At 45.0% G+C, this 26257-nt stretch carries 22 protein-coding genes; 20 read left to right on the top strand and 2 right to left on the bottom strand.

Going from position 1 to position 26257, the window contains the following annotated elements; all coding sequences use genetic code 11:
- Positions 1-102 precede the first annotated feature (102 nt).
- Positions 103-867: a DUF421 domain-containing protein gene (locus tag MKX41_RS18180; protein ID WP_042191118.1), complete on the top strand. Its 765-nt coding sequence runs from the start codon at positions 103-105 to the stop codon at positions 865-867.
- 5 nt (positions 868-872) lie between these two features.
- Here the strand turns inward: MKX41_RS18180 and spoVB are convergent, their stop codons facing one another.
- Positions 873-2468: a stage V sporulation protein B gene (gene spoVB, locus MKX41_RS18175; RefSeq protein ID WP_042191117.1), complete on the bottom strand. Its 1596-nt coding sequence runs from the start codon at positions 2466-2468 to the stop codon at positions 873-875.
- A gap of 196 nt (positions 2469-2664) precedes the next feature.
- On the opposite strand from spoVB, the gene MKX41_RS18170 reads away from it, so the two are divergent.
- The 6 genes from MKX41_RS18170 to MKX41_RS18145 all read left to right on the top strand — a co-directional run bounded on the left by MKX41_RS18170 (position 2665) and on the right by MKX41_RS18145 (position 9510).
- The gene (locus MKX41_RS18170) at positions 2665-2916 is read left to right on the top strand and encodes a post-transcriptional regulator (protein WP_042191115.1); all 252 of its coding nucleotides are present in this window, start codon (positions 2665-2667) and stop codon (positions 2914-2916) included.
- 227 nt (positions 2917-3143) lie between these two features.
- Complete coding sequence (secD, locus tag MKX41_RS18165) at positions 3144-4394, top strand: protein translocase subunit SecD (RefSeq protein WP_042191112.1); 1251 nt, start codon at positions 3144-3146, stop codon at positions 4392-4394.
- Positions 4384-5283: a protein translocase subunit SecF gene (gene secF, locus MKX41_RS18160; protein WP_340972379.1), complete on the top strand. Its 900-nt coding sequence runs from the start codon at positions 4384-4386 to the stop codon at positions 5281-5283. The genes secD and secF overlap by 11 nt, the downstream gene beginning before the upstream one ends.
- Positions 5284-5448: 165 nt before the next feature.
- A complete protein-coding gene (locus MKX41_RS18155) occupies positions 5449-6399 on the top strand; it encodes a cation diffusion facilitator family transporter (RefSeq protein WP_042191108.1) in 951 nt (316 codons plus the stop codon).
- Positions 6400-6428: 29 nt separating this feature from the next.
- Entirely contained in the window at positions 6429-8831 is a 2403-nt protein-coding gene (recJ, locus tag MKX41_RS18150; protein ID WP_340972377.1) for a single-stranded-DNA-specific exonuclease RecJ, read from the top strand.
- 160 nt (positions 8832-8991) lie between these two features.
- On the top strand, positions 8992-9510 hold the full coding sequence (locus MKX41_RS18145) for an adenine phosphoribosyltransferase (RefSeq protein WP_042191103.1): 519 nt from the start codon (positions 8992-8994) through the stop codon (positions 9508-9510).
- A 207-nt stretch (positions 9511-9717) separates the two neighbouring features.
- Here the strand turns inward: MKX41_RS18145 and uraA are convergent, their stop codons facing one another.
- Positions 9718-11031 (bottom strand): uracil permease, encoded by a 1314-nt coding sequence (gene uraA / locus MKX41_RS18140; RefSeq protein ID WP_340972374.1) that lies wholly within the window; start codon positions 11029-11031, stop codon positions 9718-9720.
- A 306-nt stretch (positions 11032-11337) separates the two neighbouring features.
- Between uraA and MKX41_RS18135 the strand changes: the two genes are divergently transcribed.
- The 13 genes from MKX41_RS18135 to MKX41_RS18075 all read left to right on the top strand — a co-directional run bounded on the left by MKX41_RS18135 (position 11338) and on the right by MKX41_RS18075 (position 26154).
- Positions 11338-13518 carry a RelA/SpoT family protein gene (locus tag MKX41_RS18135; RefSeq protein WP_149647662.1) on the top strand — a complete coding sequence of 727 codons (2181 nt, stop codon included), beginning with the start codon at positions 11338-11340 and terminating at the stop codon, positions 13516-13518.
- A 21-nt stretch (positions 13519-13539) separates the two neighbouring features.
- A complete protein-coding gene (dtd, locus tag MKX41_RS18130; RefSeq protein WP_076284841.1) occupies positions 13540-13983 on the top strand; it encodes a D-aminoacyl-tRNA deacylase in 444 nt (147 codons plus the stop codon).
- Between the two features lie 160 nt (positions 13984-14143).
- Positions 14144-14299 carry a hypothetical protein gene (locus MKX41_RS18125; RefSeq protein WP_179085778.1) on the top strand — a complete coding sequence of 52 codons (156 nt, stop codon included), beginning with the start codon at positions 14144-14146 and terminating at the stop codon, positions 14297-14299.
- Between the two features lie 148 nt (positions 14300-14447).
- Positions 14448-14957: a type 1 glutamine amidotransferase domain-containing protein gene (locus tag MKX41_RS18120; protein ID WP_076284837.1), complete on the top strand. Its 510-nt coding sequence runs from the start codon at positions 14448-14450 to the stop codon at positions 14955-14957.
- Between the two features lie 44 nt (positions 14958-15001).
- Positions 15002-15451: a hypothetical protein gene (locus tag MKX41_RS18115; RefSeq protein ID WP_340972369.1), complete on the top strand. Its 450-nt coding sequence runs from the start codon at positions 15002-15004 to the stop codon at positions 15449-15451.
- Between the two features lie 366 nt (positions 15452-15817).
- Entirely contained in the window at positions 15818-15943 is a 126-nt protein-coding gene (locus MKX41_RS18110; RefSeq protein WP_256716317.1) for a hypothetical protein, read from the top strand.
- A gap of 198 nt (positions 15944-16141) precedes the next feature.
- The gene (gene hisS / locus MKX41_RS18105) at positions 16142-17395 is read left to right on the top strand and encodes a histidine--tRNA ligase (protein WP_042191091.1); all 1254 of its coding nucleotides are present in this window, start codon (positions 16142-16144) and stop codon (positions 17393-17395) included.
- Positions 17396-17476: 81 nt separating this feature from the next.
- Entirely contained in the window at positions 17477-19255 is a 1779-nt protein-coding gene (aspS, locus tag MKX41_RS18100) for an aspartate--tRNA ligase (RefSeq protein WP_340972365.1), read from the top strand.
- Positions 19256-19321: 66 nt separating this feature from the next.
- On the top strand, positions 19322-20077 hold the full coding sequence (locus MKX41_RS18095; RefSeq protein WP_042191088.1) for a tRNA threonylcarbamoyladenosine dehydratase: 756 nt from the start codon (positions 19322-19324) through the stop codon (positions 20075-20077).
- Between the two features lie 238 nt (positions 20078-20315).
- Positions 20316-21614 (top strand): NCS2 family permease, encoded by a 1299-nt coding sequence (locus tag MKX41_RS18090; protein ID WP_042191085.1) that lies wholly within the window; start codon positions 20316-20318, stop codon positions 21612-21614.
- 130 nt (positions 21615-21744) lie between these two features.
- The gene (locus MKX41_RS18085; protein WP_340972360.1) at positions 21745-23928 is read left to right on the top strand and encodes a HelD family protein; all 2184 of its coding nucleotides are present in this window, start codon (positions 21745-21747) and stop codon (positions 23926-23928) included.
- Positions 23929-24323: 395 nt separating this feature from the next.
- Positions 24324-24605, top strand: a complete 282-nt coding sequence (locus tag MKX41_RS18080; protein ID WP_042191081.1) for a CD3324 family protein — start codon at positions 24324-24326, stop codon at positions 24603-24605.
- Between the two features lie 244 nt (positions 24606-24849).
- Positions 24850-26154, top strand: coding sequence for a replication-associated recombination protein A (locus tag MKX41_RS18075; protein ID WP_076284834.1), 1305 nt, complete (start codon positions 24850-24852; stop codon positions 26152-26154).
- Positions 26155-26257 lie beyond the last annotated feature (103 nt).

Genomic DNA, 26257 nt, shown 5'->3' with positions numbered 1-26257 from the left:
TGAGCTTCCGAATGTTCCCTGTGCTGAGCGGTCAGAATAGGGTTACATTAATCCGCCCGAGAAAACAAGTCTGCGGGTGAGAGTGGAGGGGAGCGAAGCTATATGTCCCAGCATATCACTACCCATATTTTCTTGACCGTGCTGATGTATTTCTTCATATTCCTGTGCATGCGTATCATGGGGAAGAGGGAAATCGGTAAGCTATCTGTATTTGATCTAACGATCTCAATTATGATTGCTGAGATTGCTGTTTTTGTGATCGAGGATATTAATCGCCCGATTTACGAAGGTCTGGTTCCGATGGCCACACTGGTTATCATTCAAGTTGTAGTTGCTCAGCTCAGTCTTAAGAGTAGAAAGATTCGGCTGTTAATGGACGGTAAACCGAGCATACTTATTTCTGGAGGCAAGCTGCACCGGGGAGAGATGCGTAAACAAAGGTACAATATTGATGATCTATTGCAGCAATTGCGTGGTCAGAACATCGCTAGTCCTGCTGATGTGGAATTTGCGATTCTGGAGCCCAGTGGACAGCTTACCGTTTTCGAGAAAGACAAAGGACTTTCATCTTCCAATCAAACAGGCAATAGCAGTTCAGTTGCTGAGAATAATAAGACCGATGAGGATGCAGATGTAAGCAGTCAGAAAGTTAAACTGCCAAAGAACAAAATCAGATATGAAGGGCTTCCTATTCCATTGATTATGGATGGAAAGGTCCAGGATCATAATTTAGAAATGATAGGAAAAACAAGGTTCTGGCTAAGAACACAGATCCGCCAAAAGGGAGTATCAGATTTTCGGGATGTATTTCTTTGCTCCATAGACCATAAAGGCCGAGTTTATGTTGACCGTTTGGACAATCGATAACCATTCTAAAGCCAACGCTTAATGAAAGGCAGTCGATCCAAATCACGAAGGGAAATAAGGCCAGCTAATAGACTGAGACCGAAATACAGGGCCATTCCTATCGCAGAGGCAAATAAAAATTGAATCCATTGTGCTTCTGCAATGGGAATGGAGATGTATACATAACGCACGCCTGCTCCCATAATGATCATTGCACATAAGGTCTTAATGGTATCGGTTATTCGTAAGGATAATGAAATTAGACTGACTACGCTGTACCCGTGCAGCAGAGTAACAAGAACGCTGTTCACAATAATGGCGATGATTGCGCCGTAGATTCCGTATTCTGGCTGTGAAGCTAATATAACAATCAGAATGATTTTGACTACTGCCCCAATAAGAGTATTGATGAGTGCCCTTCCCGGTCTGTCCATAGCTTGAAGTGCAGCTTGTAAGGGGGCTTGAACATAGATGAACAAAGCGAAAGGGGCCATTAGTTTTAGCATAGGAGCGGTGTCCGGATTTCCGTATAACAAGTTGCATAGTGGGACTGCCAGTACATACATAAGAACAGCAAAGGGAGCCCCTGTTACAAGAGCGAGTCGAAGAGCTTGGTGCATTCGTTTGTGAATGGTAGGCAAGTCCTTTCTCGCGGCAGCCTCGGATAAGGAGGGAACCAAAGACACTGCGAGAGAGGAAGTTAACGCACCGGGAAGCAACAGTAAGGGGATAACCATTCCCTGTAAAGACCCATATTGAGCAGTCGCGGCGGCTGTTGCGATTCCGGCTAGTGCAAGACTACGTACGGTAATTATAGATTCCAATAGATAGGAAAAAGAACCGACAAGCCGGCTTGCCGTAACAGGAATTGATACACCTAATAAACGCCGTAGTATGGGGGAAGTTGATTGTACGGCATCTGGATCAGGAGGTATAACTTCCTTCTCAATCGTTTGCTGTTCTTGGATGGGGGGTGTTTTTTTATCCTTTTTCGTGATGACATAATATTGCCACAGAATGGCTAACATTCCGCCAATCTCTCCCACCGTTACGCCTAGCATCGCCCCTGCAGCTGCAAAAGCGATACCTTTAGGTAACAGCAGCCAAGAGAACCACAGCATAAAAAATATTCGCACGATAGACTCAAAAACTGAAGAAAGTGCGGAAGGAATCATGTTCTGCCTACCTTGAAAATAACCGCGGTATATTGCAGATACAGCAACAATTGCGATCATTGGGATCATGGCAATAAAAGTATAATAAACTCTGTGGTCTGTTAAGATCACATTGGAGACCCATGAAGCACTGACCAGCGCAACAATGGTAAAGAAGATTCCTAGTCCGACACTAAGAGTAAGGCCAGTCCGTAAAATTTGCCGCGATTTCTCAGGGCGGTTCTCTCCCTCTGCTTCCGCTACCATCTTTGCAATTGCTAGGGGAAGTCCGCCTGTAATAACAGTAGCCAGCACGATAAAGAAAGGGTACGCGAGCTGATATAGACCCACACCTTCTGCTCCAATGATGCGTGGCAAAGCAATTCGGGGTATAAATCCAAGCATTCGATTAATGATGCCGGCGGCAAGCAAGATTAAAGTTCCTTGTATAAAGCTCTGTTTCCTCAAAGGTCACGCCTTCTTCCCCAAATGAAATGAAACGCTGGCCAACTTGTCTATTCTTATGGATATGCTATACCCCTATCCCGGCATGCCTTGTTTTAGTAGTTGTAACTTTTTGTGACGGAAGGAGGAAAGCAGAGAACTTGGGTCGAATACCTATGGTAAGCATACGAACACGAGCGATCTTTGGAGGTGTCATCACGTGGAATCGGAACAGTGGAATCATGATCAACATAGTGAAGAAATCGAAGCCATGTGCCGCAGCAAAGCTGAAGAATTCCGGCTCCTCGGCTATGAGTATGTAACCAGCAAGGATATTTGGGATTGTATCAGTCGTAATTATGATAAGGACGGAATGCCTCCCTTACATAAGCTGGTAAATGATATTTATTCCTTAAAAGCCAATAGTTACATGACTTATTTGACTCTTGCAGCTTATCGGGGGTTGAACTGAACAATACACATCTCGCTTCTTTTCTTTGCGAAAAGCCTTATAAAGCAGTAAAGTAAGAGAATAATAATAACTTCACATCTCCTATATAAACGGATGTCTTGCTGATATGTGCAGGGGCGGCCGTTTCTTTGTGTGAGTATAGCTATGACTATGCTGTGAATTGACGGTCATTTCACGTGTAGCTATAATAGGAATATTGAGTGAATGAAAGGGGAACTAGCTAGAGCATGAAGAGACTAATGGGCTTTATTATTACCGTGCTCGTTTTGACAGGCGTCATGGCATTTACTACTCCTGGACTGCTGGACAAGGTTAGACTTGGTCTTGACCTGAAAGGCGGATTTGAGATTTTGTACCATGCAGAGCCTATGGAAGCGGGAGCAGCGTTGTCCCGAGCTTCACTGTTGAAAACAGCAGAAAGTTTGGAAAAACGGGCCAATGCGCTCGGAACCAGTGAACCAGAGGTTACAACTGAAGGTACTGACCGTATTCGTCTGAAAATTGCAGGCGTTACTGATGAAGCCGAGGTTCGTAAGAAGATGAAGGAGCCTGCAGTTCTGACTTTCCGTAGTGCTGCTGAAGGTGACGCTGAAGGTACTTACAGCAAGATCGAACTGGTAGGTAGTGATTTTGTTGAAGGTGCGGCAGAGGTTGGACGGGATAACCTGAATCAGCCAATCATCAGTATCAAAATAAAGGACAAGGATAAATTCGCAGAGATTACCAAACGCCTCTTAGGAAAGAATCTCGCAATTTATTTGGATGAGAACAAACTATCTGATCCTACGGTACAAGCAGTACTTACAGATGGTAGTGCGTCTATTTCCGGTCAGTATACAATTAAAGAAGCACGTGAACTGGCTGACACTATTAATCTTGGTGCGTTGCCACTGAAACTTACTGAGAAATACTCCCAAAGTGTGGGTGCAACACTTGGTAAACAATCGCTTGATCAAACGATCAAAGCCGGTCTTTTGGGTTCTTTGATTATTCTTATCTTCATGATCGGTATGTATCGCTTGCCAGGTCTCTTGGCTAGTTTTGCGCTGATCTTGCATACATGGCTGCTAATTGTAGTCTTTGTCTTAGCAGACTTCACATTGACGTTGCCTGGTATAGCCGCATTTATTCTGGGTATAGGGATGGCCGTCGATGCTAATATCATTACAAATGAACGGATAAGAGAAGAAATGCGCAGTGGTAAAAGTGTACTTTCCTCTGTTAAAGCAGGTAATAAATCCTCTTTCCGGACAGTAATGGACTCCAATGTCACAACTGTTATTGTGGCAGGTGTCATGTTCGCCTTCGGTACAGGTGCAGTCAAAGGTTTCGCATTGGTACTGATCGTGGAAATCGTTCTGAGTATCGCTACGAATCTTTATTTCTCCCACTGGTTGCTTAGCCAGCTTGTTAAAGCCGGTAAGCTGAACAAACCGAAGAGCTTCGGTGTTAAGGAGAGTGATATTCGTGCGCTTTAAGAAAGAGCTTGATTTCGTACATTTGAGTAAATTTTTCTATGTTTTTTCCATCGCCCTTACAGTGGCAGGTTTGATTTTCCTAGCAACCTTTGGATTGAATTACAGCGTTGATTTCAAAGCAGGATCTAATGTTGATATCTCTCTGTCTAAGAATTTGACATTGGAAGAGGTTAATTCAGCAGTTGAAAAAACTGGGATTTCAAGTGAGCCAAGCATTACGTTAGGAAGTGAACGGGTTAACGTTCGTTATGATCAAGTGCTCGATGAGCAACAAGATGAAGCTCTTAAAGCAGAGATCTTGAAGCTGGACGAAAAAGCATCGTTTGAGATTAACACCGTGGATACTGAAATGTCTAAAGAACTTGCACGCAATGCGATCTATGCGGTTCTCATTTCTTGTCTAGGGATCATCATTTATGTAAGTATTCGTTTTGAATGGCGGTTTGCATTGGCAGCTATTGTTTCATTGATCCATGATGCCTTTATGGTCGTTGCAATCTTCTCCATCTTCCGCTTGGAAGTGGATTTGACGTTTATTATTGCGGTGCTTACGATTATCGGTTATTCCATCAATGATACGATCGTTATCTTTGACCGTATCCGTGAGAATTTGCGTTTTGGTAAACAAAAAACCTATGAGGATTTAAAAGAGCTTGTGAATAAGAGTGTGGCTCAAACGCTTATGCGTTCTCTTTACACAGCATTTACCGTATTTATTGCGGCGTTCTTCCTGTTGATTCTTGGAGGCGAGTCCATCAAGATGTTCTCGCTTGCGATGGTTATCGGATTGCTATTCGGAGCGTACTCCTCTATCTTTATTGCAAGTCCGGTCTGGCTACTGCTTAAGAAGCGTGAGAAGATAAAGGTAAAGAGCCCGGCTAAAGGGTAATGTCTCAAGAGAAATAACATGGCTACACTTGAATGAAAAAAACATCAACTTTATAATTTAAGAAAGCCGCGTCAAATGCGACGCGGCTTTCGAAATCTTTGGGGTAGTATGTCATGTGTATTGTATCATCATGAGATTACTTGCTAGTGGTAAGGGGGGCCTCGTATGAATAAAGAACGATCACCGCAAAGCAAGACGGTTGCTTGGACAGGGATCATCAGCGATGTTACTTTGGCAGTAGCTAAGGGGAGTTTTGGCTATATTTCAGGTAGCAAGGCTTTAATGGGCGATGCATTATATTCTGGAGCAGATGCTGCAGCTAAATTGGCGGATATTCTCCCATGGCGCTCTGAACAAAGCAGAAAGAGCAAGCAGCGGATAGAAGAGCGACGAGGGAATAAGGAGCCGCTTTTAGCTATACTTTTTTCGGTATTAATTCTTATGGGGGGGCTGCAAATCGCCTTCTCTGCAATCCGTGACTTAACCGAGGGACAGTCATCCACTCGCGGAGAACTTGCACTTGTAACTGTCTTACTATCTATTGTACTTAAAGAAGCTGTATTTCAATATCAATATCGGTACTTTAAAAAAATAGGTGATGGCAGTCATGCTGCTTATGCCAATAGTCATCGTTTCAGTTTGTATACTTCTATCACAGTATTAGTTGGGATATCGTTATCAATGGGGGGGACCTATTGGCATCCTCTACTCTATATGGACCCTATTGCTGCACTTTTAACAGGATGCTTAATTCTACGTAAAGGTTATTTGCTCATTGTTAATACTGTTAGTGTTAAGAATGCGCAGGAGCTACCTTCTGAGGAGGCAGCTAATTTTATTGAAACCGTACAACGTGTTCATGGTGTTATTCGTGTAGAACATTTGAAGGCACTTGAGCAAGGGAATTATGTGAATCTGCAAGTGAAGATCAGTGTAAATCCGCGTATTACGGTGATGGAAGCACAGGATATTTCGGAATGTGCAAGAAAGTTGCTGCAGCACAGGTTTGTTCATGTTGGTGAGGTACATATGGACGTAGTTCCTTATGATCCTGGCTATCCATACAAAAGTAATTATGAATTGGTGGATAATGATATTCCGACGCTGCTTCAGTAGTTCGCAAGGTGAGAGAAAGGTGAGCGCTATTGCTTTATTCAAAAACAAGATGGCAATCTCCGGCAGCCGATCCCGACGTCGTAAGGGATATGGCCCGGAGCCTTTCTATTTCTCCGCTCTTATCCTCACTATTAGTGACTAGAGGAATTGATACGCCACATGAGGCTCTATCGTTCATGGATGGCGGTGTGGAAGCTCCGCATGATCCGTTCCTTCTAAAAGGAATGGCCGAAGCGGTTCCCAGAATTAGAAAGGCTTTAAAAGAAGAAGAACATATTCTGATTTACGGTGATTACGACGCCGATGGTGTGTCCAGTACAGCATTAATGATTCATTTGCTGCGTTACTTAGGCGCTTCCTTTGATATTTATATCCCGCACCGTTCTAATGAGGGCTATGGGCTGCATAATCATGCTTTGGATTGGGCTTTACAGCAGGGTGTATCCTTGATCATTACTGTAGATACTGGCATTAGCGCCTATCATCAGATTGCTTACGCTAATGAACTTGGGATTGATGTGATTGTTACGGATCACCATGAGCCACCAGAGCTTCTCCCAGAGGCTTATACGTTGATTAATCCGAAGCTGCCCGACTGCCCCTACCCGTTCAAAGGATTGGCAGGTGTAGGTGTAGCTTATAAGCTCGCCCAGGCTATGCTAGGGGAGGAAACTCCCGAAGAATGGGCAGAGATAGCTGCTATCGGTACTGTAGCGGATTTAATGCCGCTGCTGGGTGAGAATCGTGAGATTGTTCGAAACGGCTTGGTGAGTATGCGAAATTCTCGATTCCCAGGTATTCGTGCCTTACTCGATGTTAGCGGCGTAACCATGAGTACTGTGAGCGCGGTTAATATCGCTTTTGGAATGGCGCCTCGTATCAATGCGAGTGGTCGTCTGGATCATGCTGGACGGGCAGTGGCGTTGCTTACAACCGAGCATACTGATGAGGCAGAGCAACTGGCTGGGGAGCTTGATCTGCTTAATAAAGAACGCCAATTGGTCGTAGAAAGAATTGTAGTGGAGGCCACTGCAAAACTGGAGCAGGTGACTCAGGGTGGAGAAATACCAGACATCATAGTCCTTGCTGAACAAGGTTGGAATGTGGGTGTGGTAGGCATAGTGGCTTCCAAACTGCTGGAGCGTTACTATCGACCTGTAATTATTCTGGATATTCATCCGGAGACCGGCATGTGCAAAGGTTCTGCCCGCTCTATTCCTGGACTTGATATATATGCGGCCTTATCCTCTTGTTCTAACTTAATGGATCATTTCGGTGGTCATCCAGCAGCTGCGGGAATGAGTCTGCATCGGGACGGCTTAGAAGCCTTCGCTGCGGCATTAAATGAATACGCTGCTACTGTGTTAACACCGGAGCATTTCGTTCCTGTTACTTCTGCTGATGCAGAAGTGTCGATTTCCGATTTGTCCCTACAGACCGCGCTTGAATTGGAAAGGCTTGCACCTTTCGGGATGTCGAATCCATTGCCAAAGTTCATCATTCGCGGGGCTACAGTGAAAGAGACACGCACCATGGGGCAAGACGGAAAACACTTGAAGATCGTCTTGCAACAGGGTAAGAGTACGATCGAAGCCTTAGCTTTTGGTAAAGGGGATTTGGCTAAGCTGCTCCCTGTGGGCACCCCGATCAATGTGCTGGCTGAACTGTCGATCAACGAATGGAATGGCTCGAGGAAACCACAGCTGATGCTACAGGATTTATCAGTTCAGGATGCTCAATTATTTGATCTTCGTGGTGCTGCTGACGCTGTACGGCAGGCTGCACATATTAGAGAGCTGCTGCTTCCCTATAGCGGTGCTGGCCCATATCGTGCTGCAGCAGTGTTTCAGAGTGGACGTATGTCTTCACAGACTGAATTGATAGGAATGTCCTTCTGGGTATATGATAAAGAAGCTGGCATTAGCGCCGCTATTAAGGATGATTCGATTCAGGAATCAGGGCATGTCTCACTGTTATGTCTACTGGATATGCCGGAGACTCCTGAACAACTAGACGCGTTACTAAAGGCTTTTCCTAATGCTGATAATATTGCGTTATTGCATTCTATAAAGGATGGCCGAGAACGACTTATCATTCCGACACGGGATCATTTTAAAATACTCTATAAACTGCTGGCTTCGATCACTGCTGTTGCAACGCCAGAACATGAAGTGCTGCTGCGGCTAAGTCGACAATCCTCATTAAGTATTCGAATGCTTAGTAATATGCTAGATGTGTTCGAGGAGCTGGATTTTATCGAAAGAAGTCACGGAAGTGTGACCTTTATTACGCAGCCTACAGCTAAAAGCCTTACAGCATCAAGACATTTTGTCAGACTGGGGCAGATGGCGGAAATGGAGCAGTACTTCATGGAAGGTAGCTTGTCTGAACTGCAGGATTGGATGTTATCACGCCGTTTAGGCGTATCATAAAGACTAAACAAAACAAAGCAGACGCTTACGAAGCAAGTTTTGCCGAAACGGACTCAAAGTAGCATATGCTAACAAAACAAAGCAGACGCTTACGAAGTAAGTTTTGCCGAACCGAACTCAAAGTAGCATATGCTAACAAAACTTTTAGGAGATGAAAAATTTGGATTTTAAAGATAGTATTCGCGTGATTCCTGATTTCCCAAAAGAAGGTATTAGTTTTAAAGATATCACCACCTTGTTAAAAGACGGTGATGCATATCGCCAAGCGATTGATGCCTTGAAAGCTCTTGTATCCCACTTAGAAATCGATGTGATCGCTGGACCGGAAGCACGTGGTTTTGTAGTTGGTGCACCTCTTGCTTATGCATTGGGCGTAGGCTTTGTGCCGATTCGAAAGAGTGGTAAACTGCCGTATGAGACTATCGAGGTTGGATATGATCTTGAATATGGTAAAGACACACTTGCTGTTCACACGGATGCCATTAAGCCTGGACAAAATGTATTGATTGCTGATGATTTGTTAGCAACAGGAGGTACTATAGCTACTTCAGTTAACCTTGTGGAGCAGCTTGGTGGTAAAGTGGTAGGCGCAGCGTTTTTGATTGAATTGGTTGAGCTTGCTGGACGTAATAAGCTTTCTGGAATTGAAGTTATTACATTAGTTGATTACGAAGATTAATACGATAAACTTGTCTTTTCCCGGGAAATAAATTGGGATTTATGTATCGAATAATGTGGAAAAGTGCAAACAACAGCAATTCTCTGTCACTACTAGCGGAGGGTTGCTGCTTTGCAATTTTTTGCTCAAAAGAGATTCGAAAAAAGACTGCTCAATCCATAAAATGGATCTGGAGCAGTCTTTTTGAATTATTAATTCATAAATAAATTAGTGAGCAGCTTTATCGCTTTCTCCACCTTCATTAGACAGTCCAAGAACTTCAATGAGTTTGAAGAATATGGCTAGAACGATACCAACAATTGTAGCTAGAGCCATACCACTGAGTTTTACATTACCTATAGTAAGGGTTGTACCACTAATTCCGACAACAAGCACCAACGTAGCCATAATCATGTTAGTGGCTTTGGAAAAATCAACTTTTTGCTCTACGAAGATTCGCAGACCGGATGCGGCAATTACACCGAACAACAGTAGTGATACGCCGCCCATTACAGGTGTTGGGATATTAGCGATAACGGAGGAAAAAGTACCGGAGAACGATAGCAGAATTGCAATCACTGCTGCGCCACCGATCACATATACAGAATAAACTTTAGTTAATGCCATAACCCCGATATTCTCACCGTAGGTTGTATTTGGAGTAGAACCGATAAAACCGGAGATAATTGTAGATATCCCGTTCCCCATCAGGGAGCGGTCAAGTCCAGGATCTTTAGCCAAGTCTCTGCCAACAATATTGCTGGTTACAAGTAAGTGTCCAATATGTTCAACGATTACTACTAGCGATACTGGGATGATAGTCAGGATTACATTCCAATCGAAGGATGGAGTAACAATGGTAGGGTGCGCTAAAAAATTCGCATTAGATATTGCAGCCGTATCCACCATTTTCATAATATAAGCTAAACCATAACCAGTTACGATACCGATGAGGATGTGAATGATTTTTGGGAAACCGCGGAAGAGTACAGCTCCAATTACGGTTACGCCCAGTGTCACCATAGAAAGTGTGATTGCTTTGCCATCTGGAGTCCAGTCTGCAACTGCAACACCTTCAGGGGCAATAAGTCCTGCCATTCGCGCGGCAACAGGCACAAGTTCAAGTCCGATCGTTGCTACGATAGCTCCCATTACTGCTGGAGGGAAGACAACATCGATCCATTTTGTTCCTGCATAACGGATGATCAAAGCAACGAGCACAAAGATAACACCTGTGATGATGAAAGCGCCCAAAGCAAGCGAGTACCCTTTCATATGATCATCTTTATGATCAGCAAGCACTGATAATACGGGTGCGATAAATGCAAAGCTGGAGCCAAGGTAGGCAGGTATTTTACCACGGCAAATCCAAATGTATAGCAGTGTGCCGATACCGTTCATCAGCAAAATCATGCCAGGGTCAACCCCGAACAAGTTAGGCACTAGCACTGTACTGCCAAACATGGCGAACAAATGCTGTAGGCTTAACAGAAAACCGGGGCCCCATGGAAGTTTTTCATTAACTTGAATTTCGCGTTGCAATGGAGTTCACTCCTCTTTCTTAATGGATATGATGTTGTCCAGCGAAAATCCGCCTTTACTAGATTAAATAGAACTGGACATTTTTACAACAACATTTTCACAAGTGTTATTAATTTGTCCGATTTTCATAACTTTTACTTCTTGAATACCATGAGATGGCAAGTGTTGACGTAATCCCTCGTAAGCGTCATAATTATAGACAACTTTGAACAAGAGCGTAAGTTGCTTGCGAAATGATTGGAACCTGCAGATTTCAGAATGATTGCGGGTTCATTTTATTATAGAAAGGAAACGGATACGACGAGAATGGGCATAGAGCGATTAATTGATAAGGCTGGCGCCTATATAAAAGATAAAGATCTTCTCCGCATCCGGGAAGCTTATGAATTTGCCGATCAGGCTCATCACGGGCAGATCCGCAAGTCGGGGGAGCCATACATTCTGCATCCGCTGGCGGTGGCAGATATTGTCGTCAATATGCAAATGGATGTTATATCTATTGTTGCGGCGCTTTTGCATGATGTTGTGGAAGATACGACGGTCTCATTGGAACAAATCCGCGCGAAATTTGGCGATACCTGCGCGATGCTTGTCGATGGCTTAACTAAGCTGGAACGCATCCGTTTTCGCTCAAAGGAAGAGCAGCAGAACGAGAATTACCGTAAGATGTTTATTGCGATGGCGCAGGATATCCGGGTCATCGTTATCAAACTAGCGGATCGCCTGCATAATATGCGTACGTTAAAGTATCAATCTGAAGAGAGCCAGCGACGTATTTCTTATGAAACGCTGGAGATTTTCTGTCCTGTAGCTGATCGTTTGGGGATTTCCGCGATTAAGTGGGAGATGGAGGATATTGCGCTTCGTTACTTGAATCCGCAGCAGTATTATCGCATTGCTAATCTAGTGCATAAGAAGCGGGCTGAACGTGAGCAATTTATCGACAGCGTAATTGGCCGTATTCGTGCCAAGCTGGATGAAATGGGCATTGAAGGTGATCTTTCAGGTCGTCCGAAGCATATCTACAGTGTCTATAACAAAATGAGTACGAAAAACAAACAGTTTAATGAGATCTATGACCTGCTGGCCATCCGTATCATTGTGGATAATATCAAGGATTGTTATGCAACCCTCGGAATTATTCATACCCTTTGGAAGCCAATGCCAGGTCGATTTAAAGATTATATAGCTATGCCCAAAGCCAATATGTATCAATCTTTGCATACTACAGTGGTAGGTCCTGGCGGAGAGCCAACCGAAGTGCAAATTCGCACTTGGGAAATGCATCGCACGGCTGAATTCGGGATAGCAGCACACTGGGCATACAAAGAAGGAACCAGCAATAATGTGAATCCTGAGAATCGGATGCCTTTTTTTCGCGAAATATTGGAGCTTCAGCATGAGGCCAAGGATGCAGAAGAGTTCGTAAAATCACTCAAAATGGACTTTTTCTCGGATCTTGTGTTCGTGTTTACGCCTAAAGGCGAGGTTATTGAGCTTCCTGCGGGTTCTGTACCACTTGATTTCGCATTCCGTATTCATACGGAAGTGGGTAATCGTACGATTGGTTCTAAGGTGAACGGGCGGATCGTACCGTTGGATCACAAGTTGAAGACGGGCGATATTGTAGAGATACTGACATCGAAGCATTCGTACGGACCAAGCCGCGACTGGCTCAAGATTGCTCAATCCTCACATGCGCGAAGCAAAATTAAGCAATGGTTCAAAAAAGAAAAACGTGAGGAAAATGTCGAAAAAGGTCGCGAAGCGATTGAACGTGAGCTGAAGCGTCTGAATGTCGAGGTTTCTGAGTGGATTTCTGATGATAAGCTTTTAGAAGCAGCGAAGAAATTTGCTTTTAACGATGTTGAGGATATGCTGTCTGCCGTTGGATTTGGTGGGATTACCGCTTCGCAGATTGCTTCCCGTTTGACGGAAAAGCTGCGCAAAGAGCAGGAAGAAGCTGCTAATCATTTAGAGCTTACTTCAGAGATGAAGGAGATCAAGTCTTCCGGCGAAAAACGTAATCAACCGACCAATGGTGTTAGTGTAAAGGGAATTGAAAATTTACTTGTCCGTTTTGCACGATGTTGTAATCCGGTACCGGGTGACGACATTGTAGGGTATGTTACACGGGGCCGGGGAGTATCTGTACATCGCCAGGATTGTCCTAATATTCCGGGTGAGGGTGACGGAGAAGAAGCAGCAAGGGTGATTGAAGTGGAATGGGAAGGTACGATGGAAGCAAACTACAGTGTGGATATTGAGATTACAGGTCATGATCGTAATGGACTGCTCAATGAAGTGCTGCAGGCAGTTTCCGAGAGTAAAACGAACATTTCTGCGGTCACTGGGCGTTCTGACAAGAATAAAATGGCAATGATTCATATGACCATTCTCATTCGTAACACGGAACATCTGCAATCCGTTGTAGATAAAGTGAAACGAGTCAAGGATGTATATACAGTGAATCGGATCATGCAATAGGGCAAGGAGCGGAGTAGTACGATGAGAGTTGTAGTACAGCGTTGTAAGGACGCCAAAGTAACCGTGGATAAGGCAGTGACCGGAGAAATTGGCAAAGGCTTAATGCTGCTAGTTGGCGTTACGCATGAGGATACAGAAAAGGATGCCAAATATTTGGCGGATAAAATAGCAGGACTACGAATTTTTGAAGATGATGCTGGTAAAATGAACTACAGTGTCACAGAGACTGAGGGAGCGATTCTTTCAGTATCCCAGTTTACTTTATACGGGGATTGTCGTAAGGGGAGACGGCCGAATTTCATGGGAGCAGCAGCTCCTGCGGAGGCCGAGCGACTTTATGATTACTTTAACCAAGAGCTTAGAGCTGGAGGCCTTCAAGTGGAGACGGGGGTTTTTGGAGCGATGATGGATGTGTCGCTGACCAATTGGGGCCCGGTTACTCTCATTTTAGATAGCCGCAGTTAATGAAAAAAAGATGTCGAAAATTGCTTCTAGCGGAGCTAACTTTCGACATCTTTTTTTATTGTGGATGAGCAGTGAGTAAGAATCTTGTGCGGATAGAGCCTCTTGGAGCTGGATAAACTAAAGGTAGACAGTTATCCCGCACGATGCAAGGAGCCTAGTAATGAGACATTCACAGAAGGCATGGGTATGGAGAAGTATCCCGGCACTAGCGACAGGGAGTCCTGTAGAAGCCTATGCATTAGCCAAAAAGACGGAAGATGAAATTGAATCTCAAGTGATCAAAGGAAGAAGCCGTAATCTCTTACCGCGTACCTGAAATGGGTGGTGGAGGCGGCTTTTTGATGCGGTTAACCGGGGATATTTTCTGATTAGAGGTTAGAAATCATTGTGATAAGGGTAATAGACGACAAGAAAGATCAATAAGTACCTATTCATTTGCACTAGCAGAGAGGAGAACTTATCACATGAGTAATGTTGCATTTTTACTAGCTAATGATTTTGAAGATTCTGAGATGAAGGTCCCTTACGATGAAGTTATAAAGGCAGGACATCAAGCTGACATTATTGGTTTAAAGAAGGGTGAGACCTTACTAGGCAAAAAAAAGGAAGTCTCCTACGCAGCCGATAAAGCCATAGCTGACGTTCAAGCAGGTAATTATGACGCGATAGTAATTCCTGGAGGTTCTTCCCCAGAAAATTTACGGCAAAATGCAGATATTTTGAAGTTTGTGAAAGAAGCAAACGAAGCTGGTAAGCCTATCGCTTCTATTTGCCACGGACCCCAAATTCTGATCAGTGCAGACTTGCTTAAAGGACGTACCATCACCTGTTATCCTCCGTTGAAAGATGATGTTGTGAACGCTGGTGCGGAGTTTAAAGATGAAGAAGTGGTAGTTGATCGTAATTACATTACTTCGCGTACCCCGAAAGATGAGCCTGCCTTCGTTCGTGAAATATTGAAGGTCCTGCAATAGCAATTAATAACACTGAGTCTTATAATCTAAAGGAGGTAATGGTAATGACCAGAAAAATCCAAGCATATTTTAGAACGGAAAATGAAGCAGAAGGTGCTAAAATAGCATTGATTAGTTACAAGGTAGATGGCTTGGAGGTATGGCCACTCACGGACCCTATTGGGGAAGATCGTAGAATTCTGTTTCCGATAGCCCCGTTTAGTAATACGACGTTAGCCGCAGGTACAGTGGGGACGCTTGGAACGGGTAGCACTCCGGCAGCTGGAGCTATGTTGGCCCCTGGTGTTGCCGCCTCCGAAACGCGTGATGAGTCTGAGACCCATTATAGCGTGGATGAAGACCAGGTTAGTGCGGATGTAGCAGATGGAGAGCTCGAAGATGGGGATTTAAGTAAACTTCGTTATGTGATGGACCTAAGTGTTGCAGAAGAGAATTATAATGAGGTTGTGGAAACCCTTCGGGGCAAAGGAGCATTTGTAGAGCAATTCGATTAACAACAATCTATTAAAATAAACCGCTTTCATGAATGTAATATAATCGTAATATTACATACATGTTTCCTTAATATAGCGTGTTTATAATAAAGGCATGACCCCCTTTTTAATAATATATGATGATGGACCTGCAGCATTTGGCTGCAGGTCATTTTTTTTGTAACGGTTGAAGTTAAAGGTCAAAAGTTGAAAGTTGTCGAATTTTTTATTCATCTTCGCATTTCCTGCCTTGACTTTAGCGCAGTAGTTCAGTAGAATTTAAAAATATACGATTTTATCATATGGTTTTGATGACGGGAACAAGTAATTCGAGGACCCACAACTCCAGAGAGGAATCCCCTGTAGATTCAGATGATATCCAGTACAATGGATGATCTATCGTTTCTGCTTGGCTGCAAGGATTCTGTTGATGAGCGAATGAATGACCTCCCCGAGAACGTACGGCGAAAGTGGGCAATGTATATTGCCGCTATCAGTAGCCGTTATGCGTAGGCGGGCGTTAACCGCTTTGAGCGGATTCAGAATGGTTCTGATCCGGAATGTGGGTGGTACCACGGGTGTATTATTGGTTATGATAATCCCTCGTCCCTGTTTTTTTATAAACAGGGCGGGGGATTTTTTGTTTTGTTTAGCATGATGAAGTGATGAAGAGAGCAGATTTAGAGGGGTATTTTTTAGGAGGGATAGACTGTGGCTAAAGAAAGATTCGAGAAACCTACAGGAACGCAGGATGTGCTTCCGGGAGCTGTGGAGAAATGGCAGTATATTGAGGGGAAGGCTAGAGATTTATGCCGTCGTTTCAATTACCGTGAAATCCGTACACCGATGTTCGAGTATACGGGGTTATTCGAGCGTGGAGTAGGCGAAACAACGGATATTGTAGAAGGCGAGATGTACACGTTCAAGGATAAAGGCGATCGTGATCTGGCGCTGCGTCCAGAAGGAACGGCTGGTGTCGTTAGAGCTTATGTTCAGAACAAGCTTTACGGTGAACCTGATGTAAGTAAGCTGTATTATATCGGACCTATGTTCCGTTATGAGCGTCCACAGGCAGGTAGATATCGTCAATTCCATCAGTTTGGTATTGAGGCTTTTGGAGCTGTGGATCCGGCTATTGATGCGGAAGTAGTCTCCTTAGGCTATCAATTCTATAAGGATCTTGGCCTTAAGGATGTAAGAGTGGAAATCAATTCTGTCGGTAACGCACCTAGCCGTGCAGCTTATCGGGAGAAACTATTGGGTTTCTTAAGACCAATGAAGGATACCCTTTGCAGTGACTGTCAGCGTCGTATTGAGCGTAATCCGCTTCGCGTACTGGATTGTAAGGTAGATCAAGATAAATTTACAGATGCGCCTTCCATTTTGGATAGTCTGGACGAAGAGTGCACGACTCATTTTGAAAAGGTGAAGATGCACCTTGATATCATGGGTGTGGAATTCACCATTAACCCTCGACTTGTAAGAGGACTGGATTATTACACGCATACAGCGTTTGAATATAAAGCAGCAGGTATTGGTTCGATTGATACCGTGGGCGGCGGAGGCCGTTACAACGGTTTGGTTGAAGAAATTGGTGGACCGGATCAACCGGGTATTGGTTTTGGGATTGGACTTGAACGAATTCTCCTTATTTTGGAGGATCAGAAGGTAGAGCTGGAGACGGCGAAGCCACTGGATGTGTACTTCGTAGCTCTCGGTGAGGAAGCTGATATCGAAATCTCTAAGCAGCTATATATTCTGCGCAGCCAAGGGTTCTCAGCAGAACGTGACTACCTGGGCCGGAAAATGAAGGCACAGATGAAATCCGCAGACCGTATGTCGGCACGTTATACTGCGATTCTTGGCGAAGATGAGCTGAAGAATGGTGTAATTACCGTGAAGTCGATGAATACAGGGGAGCAGCGCACTGTGAAGCTGGATGAGCTGGGTCAGGCACTAGTTTAGACCATCTGACTAACGTCTTATGGTGACTGTATAGAGAAAGATTAAAATTGTATTTTTAACCATGAAGGGGAATGATAAATTATGCAAAGAAGTCATCAGTGTGGACAATTAACACCAGAACATATTGGACAGACGGTAACCTTGAACGGATGGGTGCAGACTCGCCGTGACCTTGGGGGCGTACTATTTATTGATCTGCGTGACAGAAGCGGTATTGTACAAGTTGTATTTAACCCAGACTACTCTGGCGAAGCCTTACAAATTGCTGATAAGGTTCGTAGTGAATACGTCCTGGCTGTTAAAGGTAAAGTTGTTAAACGTGATGAGGAAACCATTAACCGCAACCTGCCAACAGGTGAAATTGAAGTGCAAATTACGGATATTGAAGTGCTGAATGCAGCTAAGACACCTCCGTTCTTCATCGAAGATGGTGTGGAAGTAGACGAGTCTCTGCGTCTCAAATATCGCTATTTGGACCTTCGTCGTCCGGAGATGCAAAGAACCTTGCTGCTTCGCTCGAAAGCTTCTAAGATTTTCCGTGATTTCCTTGACAGTGAAGGATTCATCGACGTAGAAACACCGATCCTAACTAAGAGCTCACCAGAAGGCGCGCGTGATTATCTGGTACCAAGCCGTGTGCATGAAGGCGAATTCTTCGCATTGCCGCAATCTCCACAAATCTACAAGCAATTGTTGATGGTCGGCGGCGTTGAGCGCTATTACCAAATTGCTCGTTGTTTCCGTGATGAAGATTTGCGTGCTGACCGTCAGCCTGAATTCACTCAAGTCGACATTGAGACTTCATTCCTGTCACAAGATGAATTGCTTGGTATGATGGAGAAGCTGATGCAGCGTCTGTTCAAGGAAACTGTAGGAGCAGATATTGAGCTTCCGTTCCAACGGTTGACTTATGCTGATGCTATGGGCAAATACGGTTCTGACAAACCTGATCTGCGTTTTGGATTAGAGCTTGTAGAAATGAACGATATTGTTGCTACTAGCGGTGTTAAGGTATTCGCTTCTGTAATCGAAAAAGGCGGCGAAGTGAAATGTCTAAATGCTAAAGGCTGTGGCACTTGGACTCGTAAAGAAATCGATGACCTTGGACCATATGCTGCTCGCTATGGCGCGAAAGGCTTGGCATGGATTCAAGTGAAAGACGGCGAATTCAAAGGGCCGATTGTGAAATTCTTCTCCGAAGAAGAAATTGCGGCTGTGAAGGACCGTACAGGCGCTGAAGAAGGCGACCTTCTCCTCTTCTCCGCTGATAATAAAAAGGTTGTAGCAGACGTTCTAGGCGCCCTTCGTGTTAAAATTGGACGTCAGCTCGGTCTGATTGACGATAACGTGTTCAAGTTCGCTTGGGTTACAGACTTCCCACTCCTTGGATATGACGAAGATCAGAAACGTTATGTAGCAGAACACCATCCGTTCACTCGTCCACGTGAAGAGGATCTGCATCTATTTGACACTGATCCAGGTGCGATCCGTGCACAAGCTTATGACATCGTTCTGAACGGTTATGAAGTAGGCGGAGGCTCCATGCGGATTTACAAACGCGAAGTACAGGAGAAAATGTTCGAAGCCCTTGGATTTACGAAAGAGGTTGCTTATGAGAAGTTCGGCTACCTGATGGATGCGTTCGAATATGGTACACCTCCACACGGTGGTATCGCTTTTGGTTTAGATCGTCTAGTTATGCTACTGTCCGGTCGTACAAATCTGCGTGAAACCATCGCTTTCCCGAAAACGGCAAGTGCAACAGACCTACTTATGGACGCACCTTCGCCAGTAGATGGTTCACAATTGGAGCAGCTGCACATTAAGCTGGCACTTAAACCGAAGAAAGAAAAAGAATAATTAACTAATCGAAGCGGGCGAGGCAGATTTCTGCTTCGCCAAAGCTTTTGAAGGAGGCTGAACCTCATGCTACATCAGTTCTCACGCACGGAACTGGCGATCGGACCGGAAGGTCTGGAAATAATGAAGAACAGCACGGTAGCGGTGCTTGGCATCGGCGGTGTTGGCGGTATAGCAGTTGAGGCTTTGGCGCGTACCGGCATCGGCAGACTGATTCTGATAGATAAGGACACTGTAGACATCACCAATGTAAACCGCCAGATTCATGCACTCACAACTACGGTTGGGCAGAAGAAGGCTGAACTGATGGTAGACCGTGTGAAGCTGATCAATCCGGAATGCGAAGCGATTGCGCTCAACATGTTCTATACGGAAGAAACCTATGAGGAATTGTTCAAATTAAAACCTGATTATGTACTTGATGCTTCGGATACGATTATTTATAAGGTTCACATAATCAAAGAATGTCTGTCCCGTGGAATTCCAATGATCTCAAGCATGGGCGCTGCCAACAAAATGGATCCTACAAGATTCCAGGTAGCGGACATCTCCAAGACAACTTATGATCCTATTGCGCGTGTCATTCGTCAGAAGCTGCGTAAGGAAGGAATTAAGAAAGGCGTGAAGGTGGTTTTCTCTACGGAGCCGCCAATGAAGCCACGTCAGGATGTTACGGATAAGATCGTTCCGGAGAATGCGCCGGATCGACGTAAAGCGAAACAACCACCAGCTAGTAACGCCTTCGTTCCGCCGGTAGCAGGCCTGATCATGGTCAGTGTTGCCGTGCGTGATTTGCTTGAGGCTGGAGGCGTCAGCGTGTAAGTAAATCGCTGAGCTGAAGCTGTTTCAATTATAGCGATAGTAGTAGTAAAATGGACCAAAAGGGCGACCAGCTGAAATCCAGTTGCGTACGCCCTTTTGTTGTGGTTAACAGGCGGGTCTGAAAGATGCAGACCACAAATAGGCATAATAGTTGAACCGGGATGAACCGTTGATTATAAGCCTTATTATCCGGGTAATATCCGCCTGCGGAACTTAATATCAGTGGAGGTTTTTGTACATGAAATCAAATTTTTGGCGAAATAGTGTAGGGCTTGCACCTGAGAATGACTGGAAACGAGAGTGGGCTGCAGGGATCCTTTCGTATTTTGCTTCGGTATACATTGTAATGGTGAATGCGACCATTCTTCATGACGCGGGTATGCCGCTTAGACCAGCAATGGTGGCTACACTATTGACTGCTATTACAGGCTGTCTACTGATGGCCTTCGGTGGGAAGACACCAATCATCGTGGTACCAGGGATGGGGATAAACGCATTTTTCACATACACACTTGTACATTCAATGAATTTAGGTTGGAGAGAGGCGCTTACTGTAGTTGTAATAACCGGTGTGTTATTCGCTATCGTGGCCTTCACATCGCTCTATCGTATTCTAAGTGAGGCGATTCCTCAAAACCTACAGCATGCCATTACAGTCGGGATAGGGCTTTTTCTGACCTTTATAGGACTGCAAAAAAGCGGGATTGTGATTGCGCATCAGACCACGTTTGTTGCTATAGGACATTTTAGCGATCCAGCAGTTATCACTTCCTGTGTAACCTTGTTACTCGCTTTAGTACTGTTTATCCGCGGGACCAACGGTGGTTTGCTTATAAGTATGCTGGTTGGTACAGGTCTAGCCTACTTGCTGGGAGCGGCTCACGCGCCTGAGAAGCAGGCATCCGGTCATGTATTTACGGGTTATGAAAGCTTATTTCTGGGAATGGACTGGAGCGGCATAGTGAGCCTTGTGTTCTGGATTGCTGTTTTCTTACTGCTCTTAATTGTTGTGTTTGAAAATATTGGGCTAGTCGCCTCACAGACTATGATGGCAGGGCGTCCTGAGCGCTTCAAGAGTAGCTTACGAGCACTCTCTATTGCGAATATCGCTGCAGGTCTCTTCGGAAGCAGTCCTGTAGTAGCCGCTGCGGAATCTAATGCAGGTATTGCTGCAGGTGGACGTTCGGGACTGACCTCACTCGTGGCAGGGCTGCTGTTCGGGGCGACATTCCTGTTCCTCCCTCTTCTCTCCTACATTCCAGACAGTGCTATCGCTCCGATCTTGATTGTAATCGGTGGGCTTATGGTACAGAATGTGCGTGAAATGGACTTGGGAGATTTAACAGAGCTCTTTCCTTCTTTCCTAATCATGGTCATGATTCCATTCACCTATAGCATCGTAGATGGTATGGCTTTTGGATTTATTACTTATCCGATCGTGAAGCTTGCGGTGGGCAAAGGCAAGGAAGTACCTCCTGCGCTGTATGGGATTGCGGGCTTATTTGTAGCTAACTTTATTTTGCAAGCTGTGCTGTAGTCATATGTTCGCTTGAAAGATTTGGTATTTTAGTGCTGATTATGCTACAATGGGTATCCTTTTTGCGTGAGAAGAGGGAATGAGGAGAATGAAAATTTAAGCTCGATAAACTTTTAGGAGGTAACTGAAATTGGAAGACAACTTTCAAAGTGCCTATCAAGAGGAAGAAGACAGGCTGAATCAAGCGCTTACTGAGATTGACACCTTACTGGAGAAACTTAACCAGACTCCGGTGTACACGGGACATGATTATACGGAACAGGTGTTAGAAGCGAACCGTGATCAGAAGCGCAAAGATCTTGCCAAGCTTCGGCAGGAGCCTTATTTCGGACGGCTTGATTTTCAGGGCAATGATGAGAAGCAGCGGAAGGCACTCTATATAGGCAAAATCGGCGTAGACCGCGAGCAGGTAAGCGACCGTCCGCTAGTCATCGACTGGCGCGCACCGGTAGCAAGCCTGTTCTATTCGTTTACCGGTGGTACGGAGCCTGCCTCCTATGAAGCTCCCGAGGGGCTGATAGAAGGACTAGTATACCTCAAGCGCAACGTGGTGATCCGGAAGCAGATTCTGGAGCGGGTCGCAGATACGTACAACCGGGAGAGTGACGCACCTGTGGTGTCAGATGAGTTTCTCGTCTATCGCCTGGGTGAGAACAAAGATAATCGTCTCCGCGATATCGTATCGACCATTCAGGAGGAACAGGACAAGATTATCCGGGCCGCCAAAAATACAGCATTGATCATACAGGGCGTAGCGGGAAGTGGTAAAACTACAGTTGCACTACACCGTTTAGCTTTTCTGCTGTATCAATACAAAGATCAGGTCTCTGCAGAAAAAATGATTATTTTTGCACCGAACCGAATGTTTCTGGATTATATTTCGGATGTGCTGCCTGAACTTGGTGTAGGAAATATTGCTCAGAGCACCTTCCCGGATTGGGCTGCAAATGTACTAGGTCTGGAGCTTCCAGAGCAAGATGCTACGGAGACGATGAACCGTTGGTTCGAAACTCCGGGCGGTATGCCTGTGATTACAGAAGAGACACCTGGACGCTTCAAGGGTTCTACGGTGTTGATGGGAATAATAGAGTCCAGCATCAAGCTATTGGAAAGCAGCTCGGTACCTGAGGGTGATTTTATCCCATGGGAAGGTGCTGTACTGCGCCGCTCCATGATCTTGCGCTGGCATAATGAGGAGTACGCTCCTTATCCGCCAGCGAAGCGTAAGGAACGTGTAATGGCACGGATACATCGCTGGATTGAGATGGAGCTGAAGAAAAGTCCTTCAGCTGCAGCTATGAAGGATCGCAAGAAAAAAGGTGCTGCACGAGAAAAAGCATACAGTGCAAAATGGCCTAAGTATGATCCGCTGACGATCTACAAGCAAATCTTTCGTGCGGCTAAAGTCCCGGAAGATTGGCCGGTGGATCCACCTGAGAATATTCCAGCAGCTGTGCTGAAGGAAACGGCAAAAGAGCTGAAAAAAGGGATTATACGTGAAGAGGATTTACCACCTCTGTTATATATTTATTATCTTTTGAATGGGAACGAAGGCGGCGCTCGTTTTGATCATGTGGTGATCGATGAAGCCCAGGATTTCTCCCCCTTCCAAATTGCCGTGCTGGATTTATACGTGCGTGGACATTCCTTTACCATTCTAGGCGATCTGTCGCAGGGTATACACGCTTATAAAGGCGTACACGCATGGGAAGAGATGCAGACCTTATTTGCCCCTGAGAACACGGCTTACCATGCGTTGACACGCAGCTATCGTTCAACCATGGAAATTATAGACTTCGCTAATGGAATTCTATCCTCGGGAGTAGAAAGTTCGTTGTTGGCTGTTCCTGTCTTTCGTAGTGGGGACCCTGTTCGGATGATCGCCTACGGAGAAATAGTAGGAGAACGGGAAGCTGAAGGAAATGCTCGTTTGAGCACTATACAATCGGCACTGAAGTCCCTGTCTGGAAGGGAATATCGTACGGTGGCTGTGCTGACACGTAGTCTACGTGAAGCCACAGAGCTGTACGCTGAACTGGAGCGGCATTTTGAAGATATTCATCTGATCGACGGTAGCATGACGCAATATCAGGGTGGATTATCGGTACTACCTGTGTATTTATCTAAAGGTTTGGAATTTGATGCGGTCATCTTAGCAGATGCCGATCAAGACCATTACGGAGCAACAGCATGGGATGCGAAGCTGATGTATGTAGGCTGTACACGAGCGCTTCACGAGCTGTGGTTACTCCATAATGGGGAAATGCCTTCCTATGTGCAAACGGCGGCTGAAAGCGATTCTGAGGGGAACTAAGACTGGTGGAGAACAGTTATAACTGTTTTTGAACTTGTAACTCCCCTACGGATATGGCTTAATAATAAGTGTCCGGCCGGGCAAGAACACTTCTGGAAGGAGGCTGAGTGAAATGATTTCAGTATACGAGGTGGTTTCCGTCTAAGACGGAAACCCGCTTAAAGCGAGGAGGCCGTAAGGCCTCCTTATTTCAAAACATGAGATATATGTACCGATTATCCATTAGGATTACGAAATGTGAATTAGAATGTAGACGCTACCAAGAGGTTTTTATATAATGAAATTACGGATTTTTCCAAATATGAGGAGAAGAAAGGAGGCAGGTGACGTGGAAATTACTTTATCAGTAGTTGACGGACGCATAGGAACACACCTGTTGAAGGAGGAAATGCAAGTTGAGTTATGTAAATGGGAAGGATGTGCTCCCCCCTGGCTTGCTCAAAGAGCTTCAGGGATACATCCAAGGTGAACTGCTCTACATCCCGAAGAAAACGGAAGAGCGGGTTAGATGGGGCGAGAACAGCGGTTCGAGGAAAGAGATAGCAAACCGCAATGAGGAAATTTTCAGTTGTCATCGAAAAGGCGATTCCGTAGCAGAGCTTCAGAAGAAGTATCATCTGTCGGAAGAGAGCATTCGAAAAATCATATCAAAAATGCGGCTGGCAATAAATTGCTAGCGTACAATTCAAGCATAAACGCCTTTGGCGTCCCTATAAGGACGGTAAGCGTTTATGCGAGAAATAATAAGGATAAAGTATAGCGTGGAACCTATACTTTCGTATATTTTGAAAAAAGAGCATGGCTCCCGCCTTTCTAAGACGAGATCATGCTCTTTTTATTTTTTTGTGAAAAATAAGTCTATGGTATGATAATGGGAGATGTACATTGGCTTTTATAAGAATATAGCAAGGAAGTGGAGTTATGGATTTATTTTCTATGGGAGAGGACAACGGGAGCGGACGGTTGCTTGCGGACCGAATGAGACCGGAGAATCTGGATGAATATATTGGTCAAGAACATATCATAGGCCGGGGAAAGCTGTTGCGAAGAGCGATCGAGGCAGACCAGGTCTCTTCGATTTTGCTCTATGGACCTCCTGGATGTGGCAAAACAACATTAGCTCATATCATTTCTCATCACACACAAGGTGAATTCGTACGCCTGAATGCGGTGGAGGCTTCTGTGAAGGATGTACGGGAGGTCATTGAACGAGCTCAAAATAATAAAACACTTTACGGTTCTAAGACGATTCTTTTTCTGGACGAGGTGCATCGGTTTAACAGTTCACGTCAGGACGCGCTATTGCCAGCAGTAGAAAAAGGTACCATTACATTTATTGGCGCAACTACGGAGAATCCGTTCCATTACGTTAACGGAGCACTTATGAGCCGTTCTACCTTGTTTCAGCTAGAGGCGCTAACGAGTGAACACAGTCTGGTCGCGATGCGCAGAGCTTTAGCAGACAAGGATAGAGGGCTTGGATTCATGGAGCTTCAGGTCGATGAAGAAGCATTGCTGCATATTGCTACCATGGCTAATGGAGATATCAGGCGGGCTTTAAATGCTCTGGAACTAGCAGCGTTAACTACTGCTCCGGAGGTAGACGGGAGTGTGCATATCACGCTGGAGGTGGCGGAAGAGTCGATTCGGCGCCCCATTGTGAAGGCAGATGAATCGACGCAGTATGATGTTCTATCTGCTTTTCACAAAAGCATTCGAGGTTCTAGTGATGCTGCCTTGTTCTGGTTTCTGTATGCGGTAGAGAAATTGGGGATGGACCCGATGACTTTTATTCGTCGACTAATTGCAGCGAGCAGTGAGGATATTGGCTTAGCTAATCCCCAGGCTATGGTCCAAGCGGTGAGTGCGCTTGAAGCCTATAGAAATAACGGTTGGCCAGAAGCGAAGCTGAACATTGCGCAAGCCATTCTTTTCGCGGTGGAGAGTCCGAAGTCTAATGCCGTCTATACTGCTATTTCAAATGCAATGGCGAGTATGGATGAGATTAAATCCGCTGAGGTACCGCTACATTTACGTGATACACACTATAAAGGTGCTACTGCACTAGGGCATGAAGGGTATCAATATCCGCACAATTTTCCTGGGCATTATGTGAAGCAGGAGTATCTGCCTAAGGAGATTTCTCAGCGTGTCTTTTATCAAGCGACCGAGCAAGGGAATGAAATTAAAATCCGTCACAACCAACGACTCCGACGAGAACAATAGTCCACCAGTGACTGTAGTATCTTCCATTTTAATGCTAATAAGCAAATAAATCTAATGTAACACAAAAAAATATTTTTTCCAAAAAAAGGCGGCCTAGAGCCGT

The organism is Paenibacillus sp. FSL R5-0475 (assembly GCF_038004585.1).
Taxonomy (GTDB): domain Bacteria; phylum Bacillota; class Bacilli; order Paenibacillales; family Paenibacillaceae; genus Paenibacillus_AQ.
This window is presented reverse-complemented; position numbering and strand designations above follow the sequence as displayed.

Bases quoted from the DNA above. Each gene is read 5' to 3' on its own strand.
- MKX41_RS18180 (WP_042191118.1), top strand. From the start codon at position 103: ATGTCCCAGCATATCACTACCCATATTTTCTTGACCGTGCTGATGTAT.
- secD (WP_042191112.1), top strand. From the start codon at position 3,144: ATGAAGAGACTAATGGGCTTTATTATTACCGTGCTCGTTTTGACAGGC.
- MKX41_RS18155 (WP_042191108.1), top strand. From the start codon at position 5,449: ATGAATAAAGAACGATCACCGCAAAGCAAGACGGTTGCTTGGACAGGG.
- MKX41_RS18135 (WP_149647662.1), top strand. From the start codon at position 11,338: ATGGGCATAGAGCGATTAATTGATAAGGCTGGCGCCTATATAAAAGAT.
- dtd (WP_076284841.1), top strand. From the start codon at position 13,540: ATGAGAGTTGTAGTACAGCGTTGTAAGGACGCCAAAGTAACCGTGGAT.
- MKX41_RS18125 (WP_179085778.1), top strand. From the start codon at position 14,144: ATGAGACATTCACAGAAGGCATGGGTATGGAGAAGTATCCCGGCACTA.
- MKX41_RS18120 (WP_076284837.1), top strand. From the start codon at position 14,448: ATGAGTAATGTTGCATTTTTACTAGCTAATGATTTTGAAGATTCTGAG.
- MKX41_RS18115 (WP_340972369.1), top strand. From the start codon at position 15,002: ATGACCAGAAAAATCCAAGCATATTTTAGAACGGAAAATGAAGCAGAA.
- MKX41_RS18110 (WP_256716317.1), top strand. From the start codon at position 15,818: ATGGATGATCTATCGTTTCTGCTTGGCTGCAAGGATTCTGTTGATGAG.
- aspS (WP_340972365.1), top strand. From the start codon at position 17,477: ATGCAAAGAAGTCATCAGTGTGGACAATTAACACCAGAACATATTGGA.
- MKX41_RS18095 (WP_042191088.1), top strand. From the start codon at position 19,322: ATGCTACATCAGTTCTCACGCACGGAACTGGCGATCGGACCGGAAGGT.
- MKX41_RS18090 (WP_042191085.1), top strand. From the start codon at position 20,316: ATGAAATCAAATTTTTGGCGAAATAGTGTAGGGCTTGCACCTGAGAAT.
- MKX41_RS18075 (WP_076284834.1), top strand. From the start codon at position 24,850: ATGGATTTATTTTCTATGGGAGAGGACAACGGGAGCGGACGGTTGCTT.